Here is a 22,539-nt window from a genome sequence, read left to right as displayed (position 1 = left end):
CGTCAAACCATCATCGCGATGCGATCAGTAGCGATCGTAGTACCAGTGATGGTGGTGATGATGGTGATGGTGGTGATACCAGCGCCGCGGCGGCACCACGTAGACGCGCGGACCATAGCCGTAGCCATAGCCATAGCCATAGCCGCGCCAGTAGCCATGGTGGTGATGGTGATGATGATGGTGGTGATGGTACCATTGCGCGAGCTGAACCTTCGGCTCGGCCGTCGGCGGTCCCTGCTCGTCGAGTGCTTGAAGCACCTTGGCGGCGTTCGGAATCGGCTCGAGCAGGTCGGCGTAGGAATTGGCCTTCAGGACATCGGTCGGGGCGGGAGCCGCCGACGCCTGCGCCGTGCCGAGCGCGCCGACAGCGGCGACCGCGCCCAACAAGCCTGCGATCTTCTTATCCATAAATCATCTCCTGATGCGCATCGCCCGGATGCAGAAACGTCAACCCCGAATGTTCGTTCCTCGATTCGCCTGATAGTTCGAAACGGCGTCCGAAATCAGGCTGTCAGTCTGTTCAGGAACGTTAACAGGAGCTCATTGACTCGTTCATGTTGCTCCTGCTGCACCCAATGACCGGCGCGATCGATCAGCTCGCACAGCATCATGTTGGTGCACACTCGGGATTGCATCGCCTCAAACACGCCGGGCCGTTGGTAGATGCCCCAGTCTTGCAGGCCCGAGATGAATGCAGACGGAACGTCGATGGTGAGATCCGACCACGTCTGCAATTCAGCGTCGAATAGGCCAGACGTGCCGCAGCGGTACCACTGCAGTCCGCCCTGGAAGCCGTTTCGTTCATATTCGGCGGTGTAGACAGCGAGCTCATGGTCCGGCAGCCAGCGATTCGCCGCGATCGTCGCCGCATCGGGCATCTCCTCGGCGACGGTCCCGGCCATCGTCTTGTCGCGGTCCATCACGTAGTAGGTCGGCAGCTTCGCGAGCTCGCTCGCGCTCCACGCCTGCAGCGGGTAAGGGGCGTTGCCCGCCCAGTCCGCGCTCTTGTGATGGTAATAGGCGCGCAGGAAGTCATGCAGTCCCTGCGGCGCCCGACGCATGTCCGTATTGGCCTGCCGCGTCGCGTAGTACCATTGATAGTGCTTGCGCGGCCGCGGCAGCGCGGCCAGTTCGCGATGCACGGGATCATCCTGCGGCGCGAGCGGATGACCGGCGATGTCGAACGGTGCTGCCGGTGGCCCCGGGAACGGTGCGCTCATCATCACGACCGATCGAAAGACATCAGGGCGGATCACCGCGCACCACGCCGCGACGGGGCTGCCGAAGTCGTGGCCGATGACAGAAGCGACATGGCGATGACCGAATGCATAGACCACGCCGAGCGCATCACGCACCAGATTGGTGAATCGAAACGGCGCGAGATCACCGTCATAGTCGGCGCTCCACCCCGTGGTGCGGCCATAGCCGCGCTGGTCCGGCGCCAGCACGTGGTAGCCGGCGGCGGCCAGCGCCGGCATCACCTTGCGCCAGCTATAGGCCAGCTCGGGAAAGCCGTGTAGCAGCAGCACACAGGGGCGGCCGGGCGTCTCGAAGCCGGCTTCCAGCACGTGCATGCGCAGGCCGTTGATGCCGTCGACGAAGCGCGAGCGGATCGTGGATGGGAGGGGAAGCGGGGGAAGGGACTGGGACATGGCGTGCACTCTCCTCGGGTCGTCCCGGCCAAGCGAGCGAAGCGAGCGCGAGCCGGAATCCATAACCACAGGCGCTCATGTGGCGCCAAGCTGGAGCTTATACCCTTCGCATCATCGGCTGCGGTGGCTATGGGTCCCGGCGCAAGGCCGGGACGACAGCTACCGTTATTGGAGCTATGCCGCGCCCTTCTTCGGCCAGTAGCGTTCGCGCAGGTGGCGCTTGACCAGCTTGCCGGTCGGCGTGCGCGGCAGTTCCGGCTCGAAGTCGATCGAGCGCGGGCATTTGATCGGTGACAGGTGCTTGCGGCAGAACAGGATCAATTGCTCTTCGAGCGCCTTGCCGGCGCGCGCCATGTCGTGCGGCTGCACCACCGCCTTGACCTCCTCGCCCATCTCCTCGTTGGGAACGCCGAACACCGCGACGTCGGCCACCTCCGGGTGGGTGATGAGGACGTCCTCGGTCTCCTGCGGGTAGATGTTCACGCCGCCGGAGATGATCATGTAGGACTTGCGGTCGGTGAGATAGAGGAAGCCGTCGGCATCGAGATAGCCGACATCGCCGAGGGTCGACCAGCCCTTGTCATTATAGGCGCGCTTCGTCTTCTCCGGATCGTTGTGATAGGAGAACACAGGTGCGTCGGCAAAGTAGACCGAGCCGATCTCCCCGATGGGCAGCTCCTGGTCGTCCTCGCCGAGGATCTTGATCTTGCCGACGACGGCACGGCCGACGCTGCCGCGGTGCTCCAGCCACTGCTTCGAGGTGCAGACGGTGACGCCGTTGCCTTCGGAGCCGGCATAATATTCAATCAGGATCGGACCCCACCATTCGATCATCCTGGCCTTGACGTCGACCGGGCAGGGCGCTGCGGCGTGGATCGCACCCTTCAAGGTCGAGACGTCGTAGCGCTTGCGGACGTCCTCCGGCAGCTTGAGCATGCGCACGAACATGGTCGGCACAAGCTGCGATTGCGTGACCCTGTATGTCTCGACGAGCTTCAGGAACTCCTCAGCGTCGAAATGCTCCATGATGATCGAGGTGCCGCCGAGCACTGATACCATCATGTTGAAGCGCAGCGGCGCAGCATGATAGAGCGGTGCCGGCGACAGATAGATGCTGTCGGCGTTCATGCCGCACATGTCGGCGCAGAGCACGCGCAGGAACTGGTTCGGCTGATCGATCGGATTGCCTTCGAAGTCCTTCTTGATGCCCTTCGGCCGTCCCGTCGTGCCCGACGAGTACAGCATGTCATAGCCGGCGACCTGGTCGGCGATCGGCGCCGTCGGCTGGGCACCAGCCTCCTTGTCCCAGGAGCGGAAGCCGGGCTCGGGCTCGTCGACCATGAAGAACAGCGGGCCGTCCGTGCCGCTCACGAGATCGCGGACCTGCTCGGCGCATTTCGGCGAGGTGATGAAGACCTTGGCGCCGCAATCCTTGATGATGTAGGCGATCTCGTCCTTGGTGAGATAGCGGCTGATCGCGGTATAGTAGAGACCGGAACGCTGCGCGGCCCAGGCGATCTCCATGAAGGCCAGCCGGTTCTCCATCAGGAAGGCGATATGGTCGCCGGCTTTCAGGCCCAGCGCACGAAAAAGCTGCGCGCCCTGATTGGAGAGCTCGTCGAGCTCGCGATAGGTGATGGCCTTGCCGCTGCCGGCCATCTGATAGGCGATCTTGTCGGGATGGCTTCGGGCGTGGATGGAGGGGTGGGTCATGAGGGCACACCGCTTGATCAGGATGGCTGTCGTCCCCGCGAAAGCGGAGACCCATAACCACCGAATGAAATTGGGAAGCGAGCTGGAGCTCCAGCTCAGCTCGACCACGAACACGTGGGAGTATGGGTCCCGGCGCAAGGCCGGGACGACACCATTGCTGTAGCGAGGACTACAGCCGCTCCACGATCGTCACGTTCGCCATGCCGCCGCCTTCGCACATCGTCTGCAACCCATAGCGCTTGTTGCGGGCCTTCAGCGCATGCAGCAGCGTGGTCATCAGCTTGGTGCCGGAGCCGCCGAGCGGATGGCCGAGCGCGATGGCGCCGCCATTGACGTTGAGCCTGTCAGGATCCGCGCGGGTTGCCTTCAGCCACGCGGTCGGCACCGATGCGAAGGCCTCGTTGACCTCGTAAAGATCGATGTCGTCGATCGACATGCCCGCCTTCTGCAGCGCGCGCTGCGTCGCCGGCAGCGGCGCCTCCAGCATGATCACGGGGTCGCCGCCCATCATGGTCATGTGGTGGACGCGGGCCAGCGGCTTGACGCCGAGCGACTTCAGGCCGCGCTCGTTGACGACCATGACGCCGGACGCGCCGTCGCAGATCTGGCTGGCCGTGGCCGCCGTCAGCTTGCCGTTCTCGGCGATCAGCTTGACGTTTCTGATGCCGTCGAGGCTGACGTCGAAGCGGATGCCCTCGTCGATGTAGTGGGTGTCGGTCGAGCCGTCGGCACGGGTGATCTCGAGCGGGATGATCTCGTCCTTGAATTGGCCTGCTTGCGTGGCGGCAATCGCGCGCTGATGGCTGTTATAGGCGTATTCGTCGAGCTCATCCTTCGAGAGTCCGTACTTCTCCGCCATCATTTCCGCGCCGGTGAACTGGCTGAACTGGATGTTCGGATAGCGGCTCTCGATGCCAGGGCTCTTGTAGTGCCCGAAGCCGTTCTTCGCCGGAAGCGTGGAGGAGAGACCCATCGGCACCCGGGTCATCGACTCCACGCCGGCGGCGATCACGACATCCATCGCGCCGGACATCACCGCCTGCGCGGCGAAGTGGAGCGCCTGCTGCGACGAGCCGCACTGCCGGTCGATCGAGGTGCCGGGCACGCTCTCCGGCAGCTTCGACGCCAGCACCGCGTTGCGCGCGATGTTGGTGGACTGCTCTCCGGTCTGCATGACGCAGCCCATGATCACGTCCTCGACCTGGTCCGGCGCGGCGCCGGAGCGCTCGACCAGCGTATCCAGCACCTTCGCGGCGAGATCGGCCGGATGCCAGCCGGCCAGACGGCCACCCTTGCGGCCGCCGGCCGTGCGTGCGGCCGCGACGATGTAGGCTTCCGCCATGACGTGTCCTCCCTAGACTTGGTGTTCGTGATTGCGCGCGATTTAAATGCTCCGATGTCGGTTAGTCAATCGATCAATTAACTCTTGAGATCAACTCCGGCTTCGGCTTATCTGCCGCGATCAATTGCGAGATGCGTCTTGGGACCTCAGCTCCAGAACAGCGTGCCGGAAAAGCTTCCCGCGGGACGGAATGCCACCGCGGAGAAGCTGCTGGACGCAGCGAGCGAGCTGATGATTCAGAGGTCCTCGATCGAAATTTCGCTCAGCGACATCGCCCAGAAGTCCGGCGCCAACGCCGCCCTGGTCAAATATCATTTCGGCAACAAGGACGGGCTGCTGTTGGCGCTGCTCGCCCGCGATGCTGCGACCGAGGTCGCCAATCTCGATTATCTGCTGGCCCAGCCGCTTGCGCCGACGGCCAAGCTCAAGCTGCACATCAGCGGCATCATCCGCGCCTATCACCGGTTTCCCTACATGAACCGGCTGATCCACTATCTGCTGCACGAGAGCAGCGCCGAAGCCGCGGATGAAGTGTCGAAGTTCTTCGTCGCGCCGCTGTTGGATTTCCATCGCCGACTGATCGAGGAGGGCGTCGCCAAGGGCGAGTTCCGCGCCGTGGATCCGGTGCTGTTCTATACCAGCCTGATCGGCGCCTGCGATCATCTGTTCTTCGGCCGCCACGCGATGTCGCGCGCGATCGGCGTCGGCCCGGTCACCGATGATGTCTGCCGTCAGTACATCGCCCACATGGAGGCGCTGATCTGCGGCGGAATATTGAAGAGGGCGAATGGCGAATAGGGAGTAGCGAATAGAGGTTCGCCCTATTCGCTACTCACCATTCGCTATTCGCAAACAAAAAACGTCCAAGGAGGAAGCGTATCATGCAGTTGAACAACGTTGCCGTTCTCATCACCGGCGGTGGCTCGGGCCTGGGCGCCGCCACGGCGCGCGCCATGGCTGCCAAGGGCGCCAAGATCGCCGTGCTCGACCAGAGCAAGGAGAATGCGGAGAAGGTTGCCGCCGAGTTGAAGGGCGTCGCCATTCATGCCGACGTGACCGACGAGGAGCAGGTCAAGGCCGGCCTCGCCAAGGCCGAGGCGGCGCATGGCGTCGCCCGCGTGCTGGTCAACTGCGCCGGCATCGGCGGCTCGCAGCGCATCGTCGGCAAGGACGGCGTCTATCCGCTCGCGAAGTTCGCCCGCATCATCAACGTCAACCTGATCGGCACCTTCAACGTGCTGCGGCTGTTCGCCGAGCGCCTCGTCACCGCCGAGCCGATCGGCGAGGAGCGTGGCGTCATCATCAACACGGCCAGCGTCGCGGCCTATGAAGGCCAGATCGGCCAGATCGCCTATTCGGCCTCGAAGGGCGGCGTCGTCGGCCTGACCTTGCCGGCCGCGCGCGACCTCGCCAGCCAGAAGATCCGCGTCAACACCATCGCGCCGGGCCTGTTCCTGACGCCGCTGCTGATGGGCCTGAACGAGGAGGCGCGCAAGAGCCTCGGCGCCCAGGTGCCGCATCCGGCCCGTCTTGGCGACGCCTCGGAATACGGCAACCTCGCCGTCCACATCGTCGAGAACCCGATGCTGAACGGCGAGACCATTCGCCTCGACGGTGCCATCCGCATGGCGCCGCGCTAGCGGCAAGCTCCGCTGTCGTCCCGGCCTTGCGCCGGGACCCATACTCCGCGGCGTCTGAAACAGGCAATCTGACAGACGCCGTAGGTACAACACAAGCCGGTGGCTATGGATCCCGGCGTTCGCCGGGATGTTACTAAGGGTGGAGCGCGCGTCATGTCCCAACCGCTGCTGATCGAGCACGACAATGGTGTCGACCGGGTGACGCTCAATCGTCCGGACAGCCTCAACGCGCTCGATCCGGCGCTGATCGACGCGCTCAATGCCTATTTCGAAAGCCTGCAGCGCAATCGTACCACGCGGGTCGTCGTGCTGAAGGGCGCCGGCAAGAACTTCTGCGCCGGGCTCGATCTGAAAGCCGCGATGCAGCGGCGCGGCGGTGTCAATGAGCCCCCTGGCGTCACCGAGTCGTTGGATTCGCAGCGGCGCATCGCCGATATCGTGATGCTGATGCGGCGCTGTCCGCAGCCGATCATTGCGCTGGTGCAGGGCGCAGCCGCCGGCGGCGGCTTCGCCCTGGCGCTCGCGGCCGACATCCGCATCGCGTCGCGCTCGGCGCGGATGAACTGCGCCTTCATCAAGCTTGGCTTAGGGGGCTGCGACATCGGCACCAGCTACTTCCTGCCGCGCCTCGTCGGCGTCTCCGTCGCGTCTGAGCTCATTCTCACCGGCCGCTTCATCGGCGCCGAGCGCGCGCTCATGGTCGGGCTGGTGTCGGAGATCGTCGAGGACGATATGCTCGAGAGCGCGGCCGTGCCGTTCATCGAGGCGATGATGACCGCATCGCCGGTCGGTCTTCGACTGTCGAAAGAATGCCTCAACATGAGCGTCGATGCGTCGTCGATCGAAGCCGTGATCGCCATGGAGGATCGCAACCAGGTGCTGTGCAGCCGCTCCGAAGATTTCAAGGAAGGTATTCAAGCCTTTCTTGAGAAGCGAAAGCCGGTCTATACCAACCGCTAGATATCAAGATCCGCAAAGGACGATATTTCGGGAGACGCAAAATGGACGGGACGGCAGCGAAGGTGCTGGAGAAGCCGGCATTCCGCAAGGTCAATTGGCTGGCGCGCGACATCGATGTCATCAGGCGCGGTGACGGCGTCATCGTCATCAAGTCGCGCATTCCGCTGCAGGCCTATGAGCCGCATTTGGCGGCGCCGCTCGCCCGCTGGGCCAGGGAGGCGCCGACGCGGACCTGGCTCGCGCAACGCGGCGGGGCCGAGCGGCAGTGGCGCAAGCTGTCCTATGCCGAGGCCAAGCGCACCGTCGACGGGCTGACGCAGGGTCTGCTCAATCTGAAACTCGACGGCCGCCCGGTCGCGATCCTCTCCGGCAATTCGATCGAGCATGCGCTCATCACCATGGCCGCGATGCAGGCCCGTTCGCCGGCCGCTCCGGTGTCGCCGGCCTATTCGTTGATGAGCCATGATCATCTCAAGCTCAAATATCTGTTCGGGCTGGTGAAGCCGGGCGTTGTCATGGTGCAGGACGGCCCGACCTTCGAGAAGGCGCTGAAGGCGCTCGATCTCGACGGCGTCACCGTCATTCATGTCGTGCGTCCGTGCGAGGGCATCCCCAGCGTCAGCTTCGCCGATCTCGCCGCGACGCCGGCGACACCGGAGGTCGAGGCCTCGATCGCGCAGATTACGTCCGAGACCGTCGGCAAGCTGCTGTTCACCTCCGGCTCGACCGGCATGCCGAAGGCCGTCATCAACACGCAAGCGATGATGTGCGCCAATGCGGCGATGATGATGCAGACGCGCCCGCGCGGACCGGAGGCGCCGATCTCCACCGTGCTCGACTGGATGCCATGGAATCACACCATGGGCGGCAATGCGCTGTTCAATCCGCTCTTGATCGAGGGCGGCACGCTCTACATCGACGACGGCCGGCCGATGCCCGGCATGTTCGACGAAACCATCCGGAACCTGCGCGAGGTGTCGCCGACCTATTACGCCAATGTGCCCGCCGGCTATGCGGCGCTGGCGGCGGCGATGGAGAAGGACGACGCGCTGTGCCGCTCCTTCTTCAAGGATCTGGGCATCATGGCCTATGGCGGCGCGCGGCTGCCGGACGATCTGTACGAGCGCATGCAGGCGCTGGCGGTCAAGACCACCGGCGAGCGCATCGTGTTCTACACCGGCTGGGGCTCGACCGAGACGGCGCCGACCTCGACCGGCACCTATTGGAACACGGAGCGGGTCGGGCTCATCGGCCTGCCGTTCCCCGGCGTCGAGCTGAAGATGGTGCCGACCGGCGACAAGTACGAGCTGCGCCTGCGCGGCATCAACGTGATGCCCGGCTATTTCGGCCAGCCCGAGCTGACGAAGAAGGCGTTCGACGAGGAAGGGTTCTACTGCATCGGCGATGCCGGCGTGTTCGTCGATCCCAATGACCCGGCGCAAGGAATCATCTTCGCCGGCCGCGTGGTCGAAGATTTCAAGCTCACGACAGGCACCTTCGTCCATGTCGGCTCGCTGCGGACGGATGCGATCGCAGCCGCAACGCCGGCGATCCACGATGCGCTGGTGACGGGGCAGGACCGCGAATATGTCGGTCTCCTGGCCTGGCCCAATCTGCACGCCTGCCGCCAGTTGGTCGGTGATCCCAATGCGACGTTCGAGGATGTGGTGAAGCATCCTGCCGTGATCGACTGCGTCCGCCGTGGTCTCGAAGCCCATAATAAAGAGTGCGAGGGCGCGACCAGCCGGCGCATCGGCCGCGCCATGTTGATGGTCGAGCCGCCCTCGATCGACGGTCATGAGCTGACCGACAAGGGCTACATCAACCAGCGCGCCGGTCTCGAACGCCGCGCCGCGCTGGTCGAGCGGCTCTATGCGGCCGAGCCCGACAGCGACGTGATCGTGCTGTGATGACGCATTTTGAAACCGTCATTCCGGGGCACTCGCGCAGCGAGTGAACCCGGAATCCAGAGATAAATCAGATCGAGATTCCGGGTTCGATGCTGCGCATCGCCCCGGAATGACGATCAGGAAGCAGGTGAGGCCATGAACTTCGATTTCTCCGACGACCAGAAGCAGCTGCGGGACCAGGCGCGGAAGTTCCTCGCCGAGAAGTGTCCGCCCAAGGCGGTGCGTGTCGTGCTCGACGGCAAGGAGCCGTATGACCGCGCGCTGTGGAAAGGCTTTGCCGAGATGGGCTTCCTCGGCGTCGCCATTCCGGAAGAGTACGGCGGCGCGGGCGCCGGTCATCTCGAGCTCTGTGTGATCGCCGAGGAGGTCGGCCGCGCGCTGGCGCCGGTGCCGTTCTCGTCCACGGTCTATCTCGCGGCGGAGGCGCTGATGCTGGCCGGCAGCGATGCGCAGAAGCAGACCTGGCTGCCGAAAATAGCGAGCGGCGAGGCAATCGGCACGCTGGCGCTGTTCGAGGGCACCGGTAATCCGTCGCCGAAAGCGATCAAGTGTGAGGCCGCCAACGGTGTGCTCAACGGCACCAAGAAGCCGGTCGCCGACGGCGCCATCGCCGATCTCATCATCGTTGCCGCGCGTACCGGCTCGACCGGCCGCGACAGCGACATCTCGCTGTTCCTGGTCGACACCAGGGCGGGCGGTGTCGAAGCGAAGGCGCTGACCAATCTCGATCCGACCCGCGGCCAGGCCGAGCTCACCTTCAAGAACTGCAAGGCGGAGCCGCTCGGCGCGGCCGGCGAGGGCTGGAGCATCATCACCCAGGTGCTCGATCGCGCCGCGGTGCTCACCGCCTTCGAGCAGGTCGGCGGCTCCGACCGCGCGTTGGAGATGGGCCGCGACTACGCGCTCGACCGCATCGCCTTCGGCCGGCCGATCGGCTCGTTCCAGGCGGTCAAGCACATGCTCGCGGACATGTACGTGTCCGCGACCTTGGCGCGCTCGAATTCCTATTACGGCGCCTGGGCGCTCTCGACCAACGCTCCTGAGCTGCCGGAGGCCGCGGCCTCAGCGCGCATCAGCGCGACGCAAGCCTTTCAACACTGCGCCAAGAACAACATCCAGGTTCATGGCGGCATGGGCTTCACCTGGGAGTTCGACTGTCACATGTACTACCGACGCGCCAACGCGCTCGCGCTCGGTCTCGGCAGTCTGTCCTATTGGGAGGACCAGCTGATCGACCGCATGCGCAAGCGCAATGCGGCGTGAGGCAAGGTGAGAACTCGTAGGGTGGGCAAAGCGAAGCGTGCCCACCATCGCGTCATGTGATTGCAACGGTGGGCACGGCGCGCTGCGCCTTTGCCCACCCTACGAAAGCAGGGTTTGACCATGAACTTCGATGACACCCCGCAGGAGGCTGCATTTCGCGCCGAAGCCCGCGCCTGGATCGCGGCCAATGCGCCAAAGCAGTATGAGGACGAGCTGCGCGCCTCCTCGCTCGGCCGCGTCGCGCTGAAGGACGCCAATATCCTCGACGTCGCCAAGGCTTGGCAGAAGAAGAAGGCGGAGGCCGGCTGGGCCTGCCTGCATTGGCCGAAAGACTATGGCGGCCGCGGCGCCTCGCCGATCGAGCGCGTGATCTGGCAGCAGGAGGAAGGGCCGTTCGGTAAGCTCTCCGGCATGTTCATCATCGGCCACGGCATGTGCGGCCCGACCATGATGGCCTACGCTTCCGAGCAGCATAAGCGTGAATATCTGCCGCCGCTCGCGTCGGGAGAGAAGGTCTGGTGCCAGCTGTTCTCCGAGCCGGCCGGCGGCTCCGACGTCGCCGGTTTGCGCACCCGCGCCGAGAAGCGCGGCGACGAATGGGTGATCAACGGCCAGAAGATCTGGACATCCGGCGCGCATTACTCCGACTACGGCATCCTGCTGACGCGCACCGATCCCACGGTGCCGAAACACAAGGGGCTCACCATGTTCTTCCTGGACATGAAGAGCCCGGGCGTCGAGATCAGGCCGATCAAGCAGGCCAGCGGTCACTCCGATTTCAATGAGGTCTATTTCACCGACGTCGTGATCCCGGACTCGCAACGGCTCGGCGCCGTCAATGACGGCTGGAACGTCGCGCTGACAACGCTGATGAACGAGCGGATGTCGATCGGCGCCGGTGTCTCCACCGGTTTCCCGGAGCTGTTCGACTTCTGCTCGAACGTCATGCTCGATGATCGGCCCGCGATCGAGGACCGCAACGTTCGCTCCAGGCTGGCGAACTGGGCGGTGAAGGCGAGCGGACTGAAATACACCAGCATCCGCGCCATCTCGGCGCTGTCGAAGGGCGAGCGGCCGGGACCTGAGAACTCGATCGGCAAACTCGTCGCCGGACCAATGATCCAGGACGTCGCGGCTTACGTGCTGGACCTGCAGGGCGCGGCCGGCGTGCTCAGCGGTCCCGAGGCCGAGCTCGCCGGAAAATTCCAGGCGATGCTGCTGCGCGCGCCCGGCACCCGCGTCGAAGGCGGCACCGACGAGATCATGCGCAACATCATCGCCGAGCGCGTGCTCGGGTTGCCGGGTGACATCCGTGTCGACAAGGACGTGCCGTTCAATCAGGTGCCGACCCGGGGACGAAACTAACACGTGCAGTCGTAGGGCGGGTTAGCGCAGCGTAACCCGCCGTCAGCTCGTACAACGCTGATCAAGTGGCGGGTTACGTCTTCGGCCAACCCGCCCTACGCATCGGGAGTGAGGGTTAGATCATGAATTTCGACGACACCCCGCAGGAAGCCGCTTTTCGCGACACCGCGCGCGCTTGGATCGCGGCCAACGCGCCGAAGGAGCTGGAGGAGGAGCTGGCGAGCTCCTCGCTCGGGCGTATCCGGCTCAAGCATGCCGACATCGTCGAGGTCGGCAAGGCCTGGCAGAAGAAGAAGTCCGCTGCCGGTTGGGCCTGCCTGCACTGGCCGAAGGAGTATGGCGGCCGCGGTGCGACCCCGATCGAGCGCGTGATCTGGCAGCAGGAGGAGGGCGTCTACGGCAAGCTGACGCAGCCGTTCCAGATCGGCGAGGGCATGTGCGGCCCGACCGTGATGGCCTATGGCAGTGAGGACCACAAGCGGCGCCATCTGCCCAAGCTCGCTTCCGGCGAGGAGATCTGGTGCCAGCTGTTCTCCGAGCCGGCGGGCGGCTCCGACGTCGCGGGTCTGCGCACCCGCGCCGAGAAGCGCGGCGACGACTGGCTCATCAACGGCCAGAAAATCTGGACCTCGGGCGCGCACTACTCGGATTTCGGCCTGCTGATCACGCGCACCGATCCCAACGTGCCCAAGCACAAAGGCCTGACGATGTTCTTCCTGGACATGAAGAGCCCGGGCGTCGAGGTCCGCCCGATCAAGCAGGCCAACGGGATGCAGGAGTTCAACGAGGTCTATTTCACCGACGTGGTGATCCCGGACAGCCAGCGGCTCGGCGCGGTCGGCGACGGCTGGAACGTGTCGCTGACCACCTTGATGAACGAGCGCTTGTCGATCGGCGCGCGGCTCGCCACCGGCTTCCCGGAGATGTTCGAGTTCTGCGCCAATCTGATGACCGAGAGCGGACTCGCGATCGACGATCGCGCCACGCGCTCGAAACTGGCGTCGTGGGCGGTCAAGGCCAGCGGGCTGAAATACACGAGCTATCGCGCGATCTCGGCGCTGTCCAAGGGCGAGCGGCCGGGACCTGAGAATTCCATCGGCAAGCTGGTCGCCGGCGTCATGCTGCAGGACATCGCCACCTATGCCATGGATCTCGAAGGCGGCGCCGGCGTGCTGACCGGCGCGGACGAGGCGGTGACGCAGGGCCAGTTTCAGCAGATGCTGCTGACCTCGCCCTCGATGCGCATCGCCGGCGGCACCGACGAGATCCTGCGCAACATCATCGCCGAGCGCGTGCTCGGCCTGCCCGGCGATATCCGTGTCGACAAGGACGTGCCGTTCAACAAGGTGCCGACCAAGGGGCGGAGCTAGTCCACGGCATCACGACGACTGTCATTCCGGGGCAAGGCCGCAGGCCTTGAACCCGGAATCTCGATGTCGGCTTGGGTGTATTCTGAACAATGTCGAGATTCCGGGGGCGACCGCCCCGGAATGACGGGGTGTGGAGGGCGAGCACAACGCGAGCGCCTCCGATCGAACTGTACGGAAGGTTGTCATGTCATCAGCGGCGCCAAAGTCAGAGCAAGATCCCATCACCATTCTCGAAGAGCTGATGGCCGCGCGCTTCTCCTGCCGCAGCTTCCGCGCGGAGCCCGTGTCGCGCGCCACCATCGCGCGCATCCTGGCGGCGGCGCAGAAAACCGCGTCCTGGTGCAACAGCCAGCCCTGGCAGGTCGAGATCACGTCGGGCCCGGCGACCGAGGCTTTCCGGAAGGTGATGTATGCGGCGGCCTCCAGCGGCAAGCCGCCGTCAGGCGACTTCCCGTTTCCGCGCGAATACACCGGCGTCTATCTGGACCGGCGGCGCGAGAGTGGTTTCCAGCTCTACAACGCGCTCGACATCCCGCGCGGCGACAAGGCCGGCTATGCCCGGCAGGCGCTGCAGAACTACAACTTCTTCGGCGCGCCGCATGTGGCGATCATCCACAGCGACGAGGCGCTCGGCACCTACGGCGCGATCGACTGCGGTGGCTACGTCACGAGCTTCATGCTGGCGGCGCAGGCGCTCGGCATCGCCACCGTGCCGCAGGCGGCGCTGGCATTTCATTCCGACGTGGTGCGGCAGCATTTCGGATTAGGTGACGACCGCAAGGTGGTCTGCGGCATCTCGTTCGGTTATCCCGATCTCGGTCACAAGGCGAACTCCTACCGCACCAGCCGCGCCGCGGTTGCCGAGACGGTCCGATTTCACGACGAATAACTTCGCGTCCGTAAGTCGTGCGCGCGTATTTGTTGCCGGCGGAGTTCCGTTTTGCGGGACTCCGGACGGGGCAGGACGACCCACGAGTCCCTTTTTGTAAACCGAGTTTGCTGAACAGGGAGCAGCTCGGGCGGCGGTGCCATGATTTTGCCGAGCTGTCGTCCACGTTCGGCGAGCGCGTTTCGGCAACGATGCTCGCGCTCTCCTGCCCGACCTTCACATCGAAAGCCGCTCTGAAATCAACAGTTTGTCCGCAATCCGCCAATCGAGGCTCACTGCTGCGGGGACCGGAGGGGTGGCGAGGGTCGGTGCAGGAGCGCTAGTGGTTGCTGTTGCTCGATTTGGGCGCGCATTTTTCCCTGAGCTCGTGGGCTTCAAGCAATGATATTGACAAAATCCTCTCCAACATTTTGAGTTGCATTGCCCGAGCGTCAACGATGCAAAATTGTAGTAGCTCGATGATCTTCTCGATTGAAGGTTCAGTCACGGCTCAAAACCTGAAGTGTCAGCGATGGATTCCATGAATACGCCCTCCAACCTTTACGTCCTCGAGGTGGATGAGGCGACGCTCCTTGGTCACCGCCTCTTGAAGGCTTTCCATAAGCTCAGGCTGAAGCGGCACCGGGAACAGCTCATTGCGCTGGCTGAGCGGCTCGTGGAAGATGAAGAAAGATATCCGGCAGGGCCTGGCGGCTGACGTCTTCGAGTCCTTGCCACGTCAGCGTCGGCCGCGTCAGGCCGATCTGCTTGCAGAGTGACTTCCACGTCGTTTCATCGCAGTCGACGAGCACGGCCATTACCGACATCCCATCCATCATGTGAGGTACGCCGAGCGGCCGCGCCTTCCAGCCGCACTTCTCGAACCGCGGCAGCCACCAGGTTTCAAGCACGATCGAAAAGCCGGTCAACCCGATCGAGATGCCGTACTCCATGATCGCAGTCAGCAGCAGCATGTCGATCCGCGGGCCCGCATGCTCGCCGCGGCGCTCGGGGATCACGAAGATGCGCGACAGCTCGTAGACGTCCGGGCGCTGGATCGTGCCGCGCAGATTCAGATACGGGAAGATGTCGCTCATCAGCGTCGGCATCAGCGTTGGCACCGCGCGCATCGAGCCGATCAACTGGCCGTTGTCGATGCAGAACAGATAGACCGAATCCTCGGTGTCGAACTGATCGATCTCGCGCCCGTCGGGACGATCGAGCGCCGTCCACTTGCGCTGCTTGACGTAAATCTCGTGGCGCAGCCGATAATACGGATCGAAATATTTCTCGTACAGAGCGCGATTATCTTTTCGAACGACATGAATCTCAGGCATCGAAACCCCCGGTCGTCTGAATCAAATTGGGGTTTGCAGATTGCCGATGCGCTCGAATTGATCCAGTGGGAGAAACGCCAGATCAGATCGAGATCTCGCCGTTGACAAGAGCGGTCGCAACCGTCGCCGTCTTGTTCTTGGTCGAAAGCTTGCGCTGCGCCTCCTCCAGATGCCAACGGACGTTGCGTTCGGAGACGCCGAGGATACGCGCCGTCTCCCACGCGGTCTTGCCGCGCGCCGCCCAGCTCAGCACCTCGGCCTCGATCCGCGACAGGCGTCGGCTTTGGTTGCTCGCGGCGGAGCGCGCCAATGCGCGCAGCCTGCTGTGCGTGAAGATGCTGATCAGGTGCAGCGCGCCCCGCGCGTCGGGGGCGAGATTCGGATTTTCGCCTGCAAGGCTGACGGCGCCCACGGCATCGTCGTAGTGGATGGGAACGCAGAAGCCTTCGTTCAACCGGAAGTCCTTCGCGCGCATCATCACCTCATGCGCGCCGGGCTCGTCCTCGCGGTTGTAGGGCACCTCCGTCCACGCGAATGGATTCAATGTCGAGATGCAGTGCCGCGGAATCGGATCGCAGCGGTGGAATTGCTCGCGCGCATACATGTCGAACCATTCCCGCGGCCAGCCGTTGGCGAGAATGGTCTGCTGCAGCGATTGGCCCGAGGTTGGCACGCCGGCCATGATGTAGGCGTGAAAGCCCAGGTCGCTGATCATCTTCTCGAACTGGGAGAGCACGCTTGCGCTGGTCTTCGACGCCTCGATCGCATCGACGTACTCCAGAGCTCGTCGTCCCCAATACGCGTCCATCACTTGCATGTGAAAGTCTCCGCCCGCGGTTCAAGCTAGCCACGGACAAAAAGCTGTCAACCGCAAATTGGAGGTTTAGGTCGATAGTTCGTTGAGCGTGTGTCAGAACACCGGCTGGATACAGACGTTTGCATGCAAAATTTATCAGTTCGGAGCGCAGCTGCGCTCAGAATCTTGGCATTCTCTTCTCTGCAAACGATTTCATGCCTTCGCGGATCTCGGCTCCACTCATGCTGTCCTGATGCCTGCGGCGAGCGGCCGCATCGTCGAGGGCTCCGCGGGCAAATTCGTTGATGGCGCGCTTCATGCCGCGCATGGCCGACGGAGCATTGCCGGCCAGAATGGCCGCCAGCCGGTCGACCTCCGCATCGAGCGCATCGGCCGCCACCAAGCCGGTGAGATAGCCGATGCGCAGCATTTCAGCCGCGTTGATCTTCTCCGCCGTCAGGAACAGACGCTTCGCATTGTCGATGCCGAGACGGGAGACGTAGCGCTTGATGCCGTTGGGGTAGTAGTGCAGCCCGAGCCGCGCCGCCGGCATGAACATCTCGCTCGTATCGACCCCGATCCGGAAATCGCAGGCCAGCGCCAGATCGGTCGAACCCCCGTAGACCCCGCCGTTGAGCCGGCAGATCGTTGGCAGAGCGAGGTCCTCCAGCCGGTCGACGACCTCTTCGAATGCCGGGCTGGAAGCCTCGGCCGTATCCGCCGGCGTTGCGCCGATGGCGCCAAGGTCGAAGCCGGCGCTGAAGGCGCGTCCGGTGCCGGTCAGTACCAGCACGCGCAAGGCGGGGTCGGCCTCGACCTGGTCGAACAGCGCCAGCAGCGCGCCGAGATCCTCCGGCTGCAGCCGGTTGAGATGGCGCGGACGGTTGAGCCGAATGGTGGCGCGGGCGCCGTCGATGGTCAGGAGGGGCTTGCTCGGCGCGTCATCGGCCTGGGTGGTCCGTCCGGTCGTCATGTCCTGTTCTCCATGGTTCGGCGCTTGGCCTCGGCATCGATGCTCTGCCCCAGATCGGGGGGGCGTGCCATCAGCACGCGGAAATCGACGAGGTCGAGGACCAGCAGCTTCGACAGCCCGGTCGTGCTGATGTCGGCCGAGCGCAGGTTGTTCCCGAGCAGCGCCATCTCGCCGAAGAACGCGCCCTCGCCGAGCCGGACCTTCTTGCCGGGAAGGTCGACCTCGACCTCGCCGGAGGCGATGAAATACATGCAGTCGCCCGGCTTGCCCTTACGGATCACGATGGCGCGCGGCGGCAGGTCGATGGTGCGCAGCATCTGCGCGACGTCGGCGATCGTGGAGGGCCCGAGGCTGGCGAAGAACGGTACCCTGCTGACCGATTCCCAGGTCTTCAGAAAGTTGTCGCGCCGGGTTTCCGCGGCGAAGGCGGTGGCCAGGATGCCGGTCCACAGGCCGAACACGCCGAGGCCGGAGATCATCACCGTGGCGGCGACCACCCGCCCGAGCGGCGTGATCGGCACCACGTCGCCATAGCCCGTGGTGGTGAGGGTCGCGACGGCCCACCATAGCGCGGACGGGATGGTGCCGAAGGTGGCCGGCTGCTCGTCGTGCTCGAGCGCGTATTCGGCGACCGATCCGAGAAACAGCACCAGCAGGAACAGCACCAGCACCGACAGCAGCGGGCGTGCTTCGACCACGAGCACCCGGCGGAGCTGGCGCAGGCCCGGGACGCCGGGGATCACCTTGAGCACCGCCAGCAGCCACGCGGTGCGTACCTCCGTGCCCGAGGCCAGCGCGACCGGCACGGCAAGGCCGGAGAGCGTGTCCAGCAGCCCCCGGCCCGACATCAGGTAGGCGGCGGCGCGATGCGCCCGCGCCGCCTGCTGAACCCGAACGGCCCATTCGACGACGAAAAAGACAAGGCATCCCCACAGCAGGGCGATGATCCAGCGCCGCCCGGCCTCGTAGGCCGGGTCCATCGTCAACAGCACCATGGCGCTCATGCCGAGCGCCACGGCCACATGGGCCGCTCTGGTCATGTTGCGTCCGGCCAACGCGGTGACGAATGCCGCCAGGGCAGGGTGCTGCGGTTTGGTCATGGGCGGCGGGCGTCAGTCGCTGGTCTCAGAGCCGCAGGAGATCGCGGCGGCGTCAAGGTGCCCCGATCGGGGAAATCCCGTCAACGATGCGGGTCGGTCGGTTGGGCAGCGTCATCCGGCAGGTCCAGCCGTTCTACTTCGAGCGGGGAATTTTTCCGTGCCGGCTCAAATACCGGTTCAAACGTCGTCTGATCGCCGTATATCAGAGGTCGGCATGGACACGCTAAATTAGGCAAAAGGAGGCCGGAACCGAGCGTCCGCCCTCCCGCGTCCCAAGAGTCTGGTTGATCCCGATGGATACCTCACACCTGGTCGAACATGCGGGCGCCGCCGGCAGCCTCTTCGCCTCGATCTTCGTGGTCGCCACGCTGTCGATGCGGACGATGATTCCGCTGCGGGTTTTCGCCATCCTCACCAACATCGTCCTGATCGCGACTGCGGTGCCGATGCACAACTATCCGGTCCTGATCCTGCACGGGGTGCTGCTGCCGCTCAACAGCTACCGGCTCCACCAGATGCTGCAGCTGGTCCGCGACGTGAAGCAGTCGGTCAACAGCGACCTCTCCATGGAATGGCTGAAGCCGTTCATGACCGAGCGCAAATGCGGTCCCGGCGAGGTGCTGTTCTACAAGGACGAGAAGGCCGACAGCATGTACTACATCGTCAGCGGCCGCTTCCGCCTGGTCGAATCCGGTATCGAGCTGCCGGTCGGTGCGATCGTCGGCGAGTTCGGCATGATCTCGCCGTCCAATACGCGCACGCAGACACTGGAATGCGTCGAGGGCGGCCTGATCCTGTCGGTCTCCTACGACCAGGTCGAGCAGCTCTACGTCCAGAACCCCGCCTTCGCCTTCTACTTCCTGCGCCTCGCCAGCGCCCGGCTGTTCCAGAACATCGAAACGCTCGAGCGGCGTCTGGCGCAACAGACCACCGCGCCGGCGCCCGTCGCCAAGCCGGCGTGATCCGGGAGCCTGAAGCCCAGTGAAAAGCGTCCGATCCTCGCTGCGATATCTCTTCGCCGACGTCATCGGCGGCGACGATGGCGAGCCGCCTTTTCTGCCTCAGGGCCTTCCTGACGCCGCCGTGCCGGCGGTGAGCGATGGCATCCATCTGCTGATGGAGTATCAGGGCGCGAGCTACGCGCAGCTCTATGTCGATCGCATCAAGCGGTTCGTGCGCAGATCGAACGTCGATGCCGGCATGCTGTCCGAGATCGCGCAGCTGCTGGCCGCCCGCATGGCCTATGAGGATCCGATCCGGATCGCCCAGCTCAGATTGATCAGCCTCGACATGGGGCGGCGCCCGGGGGGGCGCGAGAGCGACGACGTCAGGAGGTTCCGCCTCGACGAGCTGATCGGTGCGCTGCCGCAAGCCGTGGCGGAATCGTTGCTGGCGGTCTTCGAGCAGATCGGCTGGCTGGGTCGGCGCCGGGTCAAGGTCCGCTTTTCGGTCCGATCGCGGCTCGCCGTTCGCCGCCTCAAGCTGATGGCTGGCCTGCGGCGCTGGCGGCTGCAGTCGGTGCGCTATGGCGAGGAGCGCGCCTGGGCCGAGCGGTGGCTGCACATGATCGCGCGCGCGTTGGACAAGCAGCCTGCGGCGGCGCCCGCCGTGATCGCGACGGCGACCATGATCCAGGGGCAGGGCGACGGCTACCGGCAGGGTCTCGCCGATTGGCATGCCATCATCGATGGCCTGGCCAAGCCCACCTTCGATGGCGTCCTGCCGATCTCGGATCTTGCCTCCGCCATCGCCGAGGCGCGCGCCGTTGCGCTGGCAGAGCCGGGACAGGGGGCGCTGAAGCGGACCATCGCGCAGATCCGGGCGAGGGCGCTCTCAGTGCCGAAGGCCAACGCCGCGGAATGACGCCGCCGCAGCGACGGTTGCCGCGGCGTGGGTAACCTTACCCCCGGCGGGATTGCCGCGAAGGGTAGCAGGGTGCGATTTGAAGTTCCCTTTCGCGTGCAATTCGCTACCGGAGATGTCATAAGCGTCGCATACGCGTCGAATTGGCCGGGTATTCTCATCAGATTGCGCTGAACGCCTCCAGTTCCCCGTGCGTCCAAGGTTGGGTTCCAAGGGTCAGTCGTAGCGAGAGCGTCAGCTTTGTCTTTTCCCTCTTTGTCGTCGCAGGTTCCGGTTGGTGCGCTGGTCGGCTGGATGCTGCTGCTGACCTTCAAGCACATCATTGGCGACTTCGTGCTGCAGAACGCCTGGATGGCCTATGGCAAGGACCAGCGGAAGGGCTGGGCGCTGCCGCTGTTGGTGCACTGCCTGATCCATCTCGCCGTCGCCATGGTCCTGATCCTGATCGTCGCGCCGAGATTCTGGTTCGTCGCCGTGATCGACTTCGCCATTCACATCACCATCGATCGCCTGAAGGGCATCTGCTCGTCGCGGTTCGGCATGAATACCGAGCACCCCTGGTTCTGGACCCTGATCGGCGTCGATCAGGCGCTGCATCACCTCACCGGCTTCGGGCTCTCGATCTTCATGGCCGCGAACGGCTGAGCCCGGCCACGGCGCGTCTCGGCGCGCCGGCCGCGGCAGCCCCCGTGTCAAGCCGGGGGTGGGACGACCGTTCGGTTTGGTTAACCGACCGTTAGCGATTCGCGCTGCATCGTCGCGGCATGGCAATCAAACCGATGCTTCAAAGCCGCGATGCGTTCGAGAGCGATTCGTGCCCGGTCGGCGACGAGCTTCTCGGCGAGCTCTACCGTGCCGACGCCAACGGGCTGCCCGCGCTGGTCGAGAGCGTGTCCGCCGATGTGAGGGCCATGCTGGCGCTGTTCTGCTACAGGCGCACGCATCTTCACCCGCTGGCGATTGCGATTGCATCCACCTGCAGCGAGCAGGACCTGTCGCAGTTCGGCGGCCGGGTCGGATCGGCGCTGTATGCGCAATCCCGCGGGGGCCGGGCGGGTCCGGCCAGCACGACCTCGAGCCGCAAGCCGATCTCGCTGTCGACCAAGCCGCTCTCGGTGATGAAGCCGTTCGAGGACGATCTCGACGACAGCCCCGAGCCGGTCATGGCCTGACTCCCCGTCTTCCTTGCCTTTGGCTCAGGCGAGCACTTGCAGCCCGAACTTGCGCCGGGCCATCGCGCATTCGGCGTCACCGGGCATGCAGGTCCGGCACACCTCGGGGCGGATCGCGTAGATCCGGCACGCGACGGAACGCGCGATTTCGCCATCGAGCGCGCAGCAGCGGTCGCCGTCGCAGCGCATGCCCGACAGCCGCTCGTTGACCAGCTCCGCCGGGATGAGGTCGAGCGCGGCATCTTCCTCGATGGTGAAGCGCGGCCAGTTCGACGAATAGGCGCAGCACGCGCCGCAGCTCTGACAGGGGCTGACGTCAAGGTCATCGGGCATCGGTTCAGACATCCTTGGGAACCTCCCACACCAGGCTGCGCCGCCATTTGGCGCGCAGCGCCTCGCGCCTTTCCGGATATTTGTCGTCGAGATAGTCCGCCTCGACGACACGGTCGGTCCTGAAGCTGCGGAAGTCGTGGCGCAGCTCGCACCAGGCGGCGAGGATGCGGACGGCGTCATGATAGCCGATTGCGATCGGCCAGATCACGCGCTCGCTGTCGCGGCCCTGCTCGTCGCGATAGCGCAACCTGATCTTGCGGCCCTCGTGGATCTGCGAGCGTGTGCGCGCCATGTCGATGTGGTCCGGCTCGCGCATCCACGGCCGCGGGGCGCGACTCGCCGGCTCCAGCACGAACGGCCGCAGCCGCTCCGGCACGGTGTCGGCGATCTTGGCCATCAGGTCCTCCGCCGCGCGCGCCAGCACCGGGTCGGCGTTGACCGCGACCCATTGCGCGCCAAGCACCGCCGCCTCGATCTCGTCCGGCGTCAGCATCAAGGGCGGCAGATCGAAACCTTTCTCCAGGATGTAGCCCATGCCGGCCTCGCCGCGGATCGGCACGCGCTGGCCGATCAGGGTGGCGATGTCGCGATAGATCGTGCGCTTCGAGGTCTCGAGCTCGGCCGCGATCGCGTCCGCCGTCAAGGGGCGGCGCGTGCGTCTCAGCACCTGGATGATCTGGAATAGCCGGTCGGCGCGTCTCATGGTGTGTCCTGCATGGGCGAGCACCCCCGCCGATGCTGACAGGATGCTGGCAGCAGCCCGCCTTTATACCGGGTCAACAACGAGATTGAAGGGGTGATGTCGATGATGATGTTTTATGGCCTTGGCCTTGCCACCACGCTACTGCCGCTGCTGACACCATGGTGGCAGCAGCATGCTCG

The 22,539-nt window shown here is 64.7% G+C and carries 22 protein-coding genes; 12 read left to right on the top strand and 10 right to left on the bottom strand.

Annotated features, from left to right (window positions below; all coding sequences use genetic code 11):
- Positions 1–24 precede the first annotated feature (24 nt).
- The 4 genes from QX124_RS10660 to QX124_RS10645 form a co-directional block, all read right to left on the bottom strand.
- Complete coding sequence (locus QX124_RS10660; protein WP_315797112.1) at positions 25–408, bottom strand: hypothetical protein; 384 nt, start codon at positions 406–408, stop codon at positions 25–27.
- Between the two features lie 95 nt (positions 409–503).
- Positions 504–1,574: an alpha/beta hydrolase gene (locus QX124_RS10655; protein WP_315797165.1), complete on the bottom strand. Its 1,071-nt coding sequence runs from the start codon at positions 1,572–1,574 to the stop codon at positions 504–506.
- A 252-nt stretch (positions 1,575–1,826) separates the two neighbouring features.
- Positions 1,827–3,365: an acyl-CoA synthetase gene (locus tag QX124_RS10650; protein ID WP_315797111.1), complete on the bottom strand. Its 1,539-nt coding sequence runs from the start codon at positions 3,363–3,365 to the stop codon at positions 1,827–1,829.
- A gap of 169 nt (positions 3,366–3,534) precedes the next feature.
- On the bottom strand, positions 3,535–4,707 hold the full coding sequence (locus QX124_RS10645; RefSeq protein ID WP_315797110.1) for an acetyl-CoA C-acetyltransferase: 1,173 nt from the start codon (positions 4,705–4,707) through the stop codon (positions 3,535–3,537).
- Between the two features lie 138 nt (positions 4,708–4,845).
- Here QX124_RS10645 and QX124_RS10640 point away from each other — a divergent pair, with 138 nt between their 5' ends.
- The 8 genes from QX124_RS10640 to QX124_RS10605 all read left to right on the top strand — a co-directional run bounded on the left by QX124_RS10640 (position 4,846) and on the right by QX124_RS10605 (position 14,104).
- Positions 4,846–5,505 (top strand): TetR family transcriptional regulator, encoded by a 660-nt coding sequence (locus QX124_RS10640; protein WP_315753583.1) that lies wholly within the window; start codon positions 4,846–4,848, stop codon positions 5,503–5,505.
- Between the two features lie 83 nt (positions 5,506–5,588).
- Positions 5,589–6,347, top strand: a complete 759-nt coding sequence (locus tag QX124_RS10635) for an SDR family NAD(P)-dependent oxidoreductase (RefSeq protein WP_315783788.1) — start codon at positions 5,589–5,591, stop codon at positions 6,345–6,347.
- A 153-nt stretch (positions 6,348–6,500) separates the two neighbouring features.
- Positions 6,501–7,307, top strand: a complete 807-nt coding sequence (locus QX124_RS10630; RefSeq protein ID WP_315797109.1) for an enoyl-CoA hydratase/isomerase family protein — start codon at positions 6,501–6,503, stop codon at positions 7,305–7,307.
- A gap of 41 nt (positions 7,308–7,348) precedes the next feature.
- The gene (locus tag QX124_RS10625) at positions 7,349–9,217 is read left to right on the top strand and encodes an AMP-binding protein (RefSeq protein WP_315797108.1); all 1,869 of its coding nucleotides are present in this window, start codon (positions 7,349–7,351) and stop codon (positions 9,215–9,217) included.
- Positions 9,218–9,352: 135 nt separating this feature from the next.
- Positions 9,353–10,480, top strand: coding sequence for an acyl-CoA dehydrogenase family protein (locus tag QX124_RS10620; protein WP_315797107.1), 1,128 nt, complete (start codon positions 9,353–9,355; stop codon positions 10,478–10,480).
- Between the two features lie 120 nt (positions 10,481–10,600).
- Positions 10,601–11,845 (top strand): acyl-CoA dehydrogenase, encoded by a 1,245-nt coding sequence (locus tag QX124_RS10615; RefSeq protein WP_315797106.1) that lies wholly within the window; start codon positions 10,601–10,603, stop codon positions 11,843–11,845.
- Between the two features lie 122 nt (positions 11,846–11,967).
- Positions 11,968–13,215, top strand: a complete 1,248-nt coding sequence (locus tag QX124_RS10610) for an acyl-CoA dehydrogenase (RefSeq protein WP_315797105.1) — start codon at positions 11,968–11,970, stop codon at positions 13,213–13,215.
- A gap of 241 nt (positions 13,216–13,456) precedes the next feature.
- A complete protein-coding gene (locus tag QX124_RS10605; protein ID WP_315797164.1) occupies positions 13,457–14,104 on the top strand; it encodes a nitroreductase in 648 nt (215 codons plus the stop codon).
- 632 nt (positions 14,105–14,736) lie between these two features.
- Here the strand turns inward: QX124_RS10605 and QX124_RS10600 are convergent.
- The 4 genes from QX124_RS10600 to QX124_RS10585 all read right to left on the bottom strand — a co-directional run bounded on the left by QX124_RS10600 (position 14,737) and on the right by QX124_RS10585 (position 18,289).
- Positions 14,737–15,420, bottom strand: coding sequence for an acyl-homoserine-lactone synthase (locus QX124_RS10600; protein ID WP_315734768.1), 684 nt, complete (start codon positions 15,418–15,420; stop codon positions 14,737–14,739).
- Between the two features lie 82 nt (positions 15,421–15,502).
- Positions 15,503–16,237: a LuxR family transcriptional regulator gene (locus QX124_RS10595; RefSeq protein ID WP_315734766.1), complete on the bottom strand. Its 735-nt coding sequence runs from the start codon at positions 16,235–16,237 to the stop codon at positions 15,503–15,505.
- A 157-nt stretch (positions 16,238–16,394) separates the two neighbouring features.
- Complete coding sequence (locus QX124_RS10590) at positions 16,395–17,189, bottom strand: enoyl-CoA hydratase/isomerase family protein (RefSeq protein ID WP_315783778.1); 795 nt, start codon at positions 17,187–17,189, stop codon at positions 16,395–16,397.
- On the bottom strand, positions 17,186–18,289 hold the full coding sequence (locus QX124_RS10585) for a cyclic nucleotide-gated ion channel (RefSeq protein WP_315797104.1): 1,104 nt from the start codon (positions 18,287–18,289) through the stop codon (positions 17,186–17,188). The genes QX124_RS10590 and QX124_RS10585 overlap by 4 nt, the downstream gene beginning before the upstream one ends.
- Positions 18,290–18,582: 293 nt before the next feature.
- Between QX124_RS10585 and QX124_RS10580 the strand changes: the two genes are divergently transcribed.
- From QX124_RS10580 to QX124_RS10565, 4 genes are all read left to right on the top strand, one after another.
- Positions 18,583–19,251, top strand: a complete 669-nt coding sequence (locus QX124_RS10580; RefSeq protein WP_315713745.1) for a cyclic nucleotide-binding domain-containing protein — start codon at positions 18,583–18,585, stop codon at positions 19,249–19,251.
- A 19-nt stretch (positions 19,252–19,270) separates the two neighbouring features.
- Positions 19,271–20,152, top strand: a complete 882-nt coding sequence (locus QX124_RS10575) for a DUF6537 domain-containing protein (RefSeq protein WP_315734759.1) — start codon at positions 19,271–19,273, stop codon at positions 20,150–20,152.
- A gap of 294 nt (positions 20,153–20,446) precedes the next feature.
- Positions 20,447–20,797 (top strand): DUF3307 domain-containing protein, encoded by a 351-nt coding sequence (locus tag QX124_RS10570; RefSeq protein ID WP_315735691.1) that lies wholly within the window; start codon positions 20,447–20,449, stop codon positions 20,795–20,797.
- A 134-nt stretch (positions 20,798–20,931) separates the two neighbouring features.
- Positions 20,932–21,324 carry a hypothetical protein gene (locus QX124_RS10565; protein WP_315797163.1) on the top strand — a complete coding sequence of 131 codons (393 nt, stop codon included), beginning with the start codon at positions 20,932–20,934 and terminating at the stop codon, positions 21,322–21,324.
- A gap of 24 nt (positions 21,325–21,348) precedes the next feature.
- Here the strand turns inward: QX124_RS10565 and QX124_RS10560 are convergent, their stop codons facing one another.
- Complete coding sequence (locus tag QX124_RS10560; protein ID WP_315734757.1) at positions 21,349–21,669, bottom strand: YkgJ family cysteine cluster protein; 321 nt, start codon at positions 21,667–21,669, stop codon at positions 21,349–21,351.
- Positions 21,662–22,360 carry a YafY family protein gene (locus QX124_RS10555; protein ID WP_315734755.1) on the bottom strand — a complete coding sequence of 233 codons (699 nt, stop codon included), beginning with the start codon at positions 22,358–22,360 and terminating at the stop codon, positions 21,662–21,664. The genes QX124_RS10560 and QX124_RS10555 overlap by 8 nt, the downstream gene beginning before the upstream one ends.
- Positions 22,361–22,539 lie beyond the last annotated feature (179 nt).

The sequence above is a fragment of the Bradyrhizobium sp. SZCCHNRI3043 genome (assembly GCF_032377735.1).
GTDB lineage: Bacteria > Pseudomonadota > Alphaproteobacteria > Rhizobiales > Xanthobacteraceae > Bradyrhizobium.
This window is presented reverse-complemented; position numbering and strand designations above follow the sequence as displayed.

What these genes read in the sequence shown, in the direction of transcription:
- QX124_RS10610 (WP_315797105.1), top strand. Translation starts at nt 11,968, where the DNA reads ATGAATTTCGACGACACCCCGCAGGAAGCCGCTTTTCGCGACACCGCG.
- QX124_RS10595 (WP_315734766.1), bottom strand. Translation starts at nt 16,237, where the DNA reads ATGCAAGTGATGGACGCGTATTGGGGACGACGAGCTCTGGAGTACGTC.
- QX124_RS10565 (WP_315797163.1), top strand. Translation starts at nt 20,932, where the DNA reads ATGCTTCAAAGCCGCGATGCGTTCGAGAGCGATTCGTGCCCGGTCGGC.
- QX124_RS10660 (WP_315797112.1), bottom strand. Translation starts at nt 408, where the DNA reads ATGGATAAGAAGATCGCAGGCTTGTTGGGCGCGGTCGCCGCTGTCGGC.
- QX124_RS10570 (WP_315735691.1), top strand. Translation starts at nt 20,447, where the DNA reads ATGCTGCTGCTGACCTTCAAGCACATCATTGGCGACTTCGTGCTGCAG.
- QX124_RS10625 (WP_315797108.1), top strand. Translation starts at nt 7,349, where the DNA reads ATGGACGGGACGGCAGCGAAGGTGCTGGAGAAGCCGGCATTCCGCAAG.
- QX124_RS10580 (WP_315713745.1), top strand. Translation starts at nt 18,583, where the DNA reads ATGGATACCTCACACCTGGTCGAACATGCGGGCGCCGCCGGCAGCCTC.
- QX124_RS10605 (WP_315797164.1), top strand. Translation starts at nt 13,457, where the DNA reads ATGGCCGCGCGCTTCTCCTGCCGCAGCTTCCGCGCGGAGCCCGTGTCG.
- QX124_RS10590 (WP_315783778.1), bottom strand. Translation starts at nt 17,189, where the DNA reads ATGACGACCGGACGGACCACCCAGGCCGATGACGCGCCGAGCAAGCCC.
- QX124_RS10560 (WP_315734757.1), bottom strand. Translation starts at nt 21,669, where the DNA reads ATGTCTGAACCGATGCCCGATGACCTTGACGTCAGCCCCTGTCAGAGC.
- QX124_RS10630 (WP_315797109.1), top strand. Translation starts at nt 6,501, where the DNA reads ATGTCCCAACCGCTGCTGATCGAGCACGACAATGGTGTCGACCGGGTG.
- QX124_RS10585 (WP_315797104.1), bottom strand. Translation starts at nt 18,289, where the DNA reads ATGACCAAACCGCAGCACCCTGCCCTGGCGGCATTCGTCACCGCGTTG.
- QX124_RS10645 (WP_315797110.1), bottom strand. Translation starts at nt 4,707, where the DNA reads ATGGCGGAAGCCTACATCGTCGCGGCCGCACGCACGGCCGGCGGCCGC.
- QX124_RS10600 (WP_315734768.1), bottom strand. Translation starts at nt 15,420, where the DNA reads ATGCCTGAGATTCATGTCGTTCGAAAAGATAATCGCGCTCTGTACGAG.
- QX124_RS10615 (WP_315797106.1), top strand. Translation starts at nt 10,601, where the DNA reads ATGAACTTCGATGACACCCCGCAGGAGGCTGCATTTCGCGCCGAAGCC.
- QX124_RS10555 (WP_315734755.1), bottom strand. Translation starts at nt 22,360, where the DNA reads ATGAGACGCGCCGACCGGCTATTCCAGATCATCCAGGTGCTGAGACGC.
- QX124_RS10635 (WP_315783788.1), top strand. Translation starts at nt 5,589, where the DNA reads ATGCAGTTGAACAACGTTGCCGTTCTCATCACCGGCGGTGGCTCGGGC.
- QX124_RS10655 (WP_315797165.1), bottom strand. Translation starts at nt 1,574, where the DNA reads ATGCACGTGCTGGAAGCCGGCTTCGAGACGCCCGGCCGCCCCTGTGTG.
- QX124_RS10620 (WP_315797107.1), top strand. Translation starts at nt 9,353, where the DNA reads ATGAACTTCGATTTCTCCGACGACCAGAAGCAGCTGCGGGACCAGGCG.
- QX124_RS10650 (WP_315797111.1), bottom strand. Translation starts at nt 3,365, where the DNA reads ATGACCCACCCCTCCATCCACGCCCGAAGCCATCCCGACAAGATCGCC.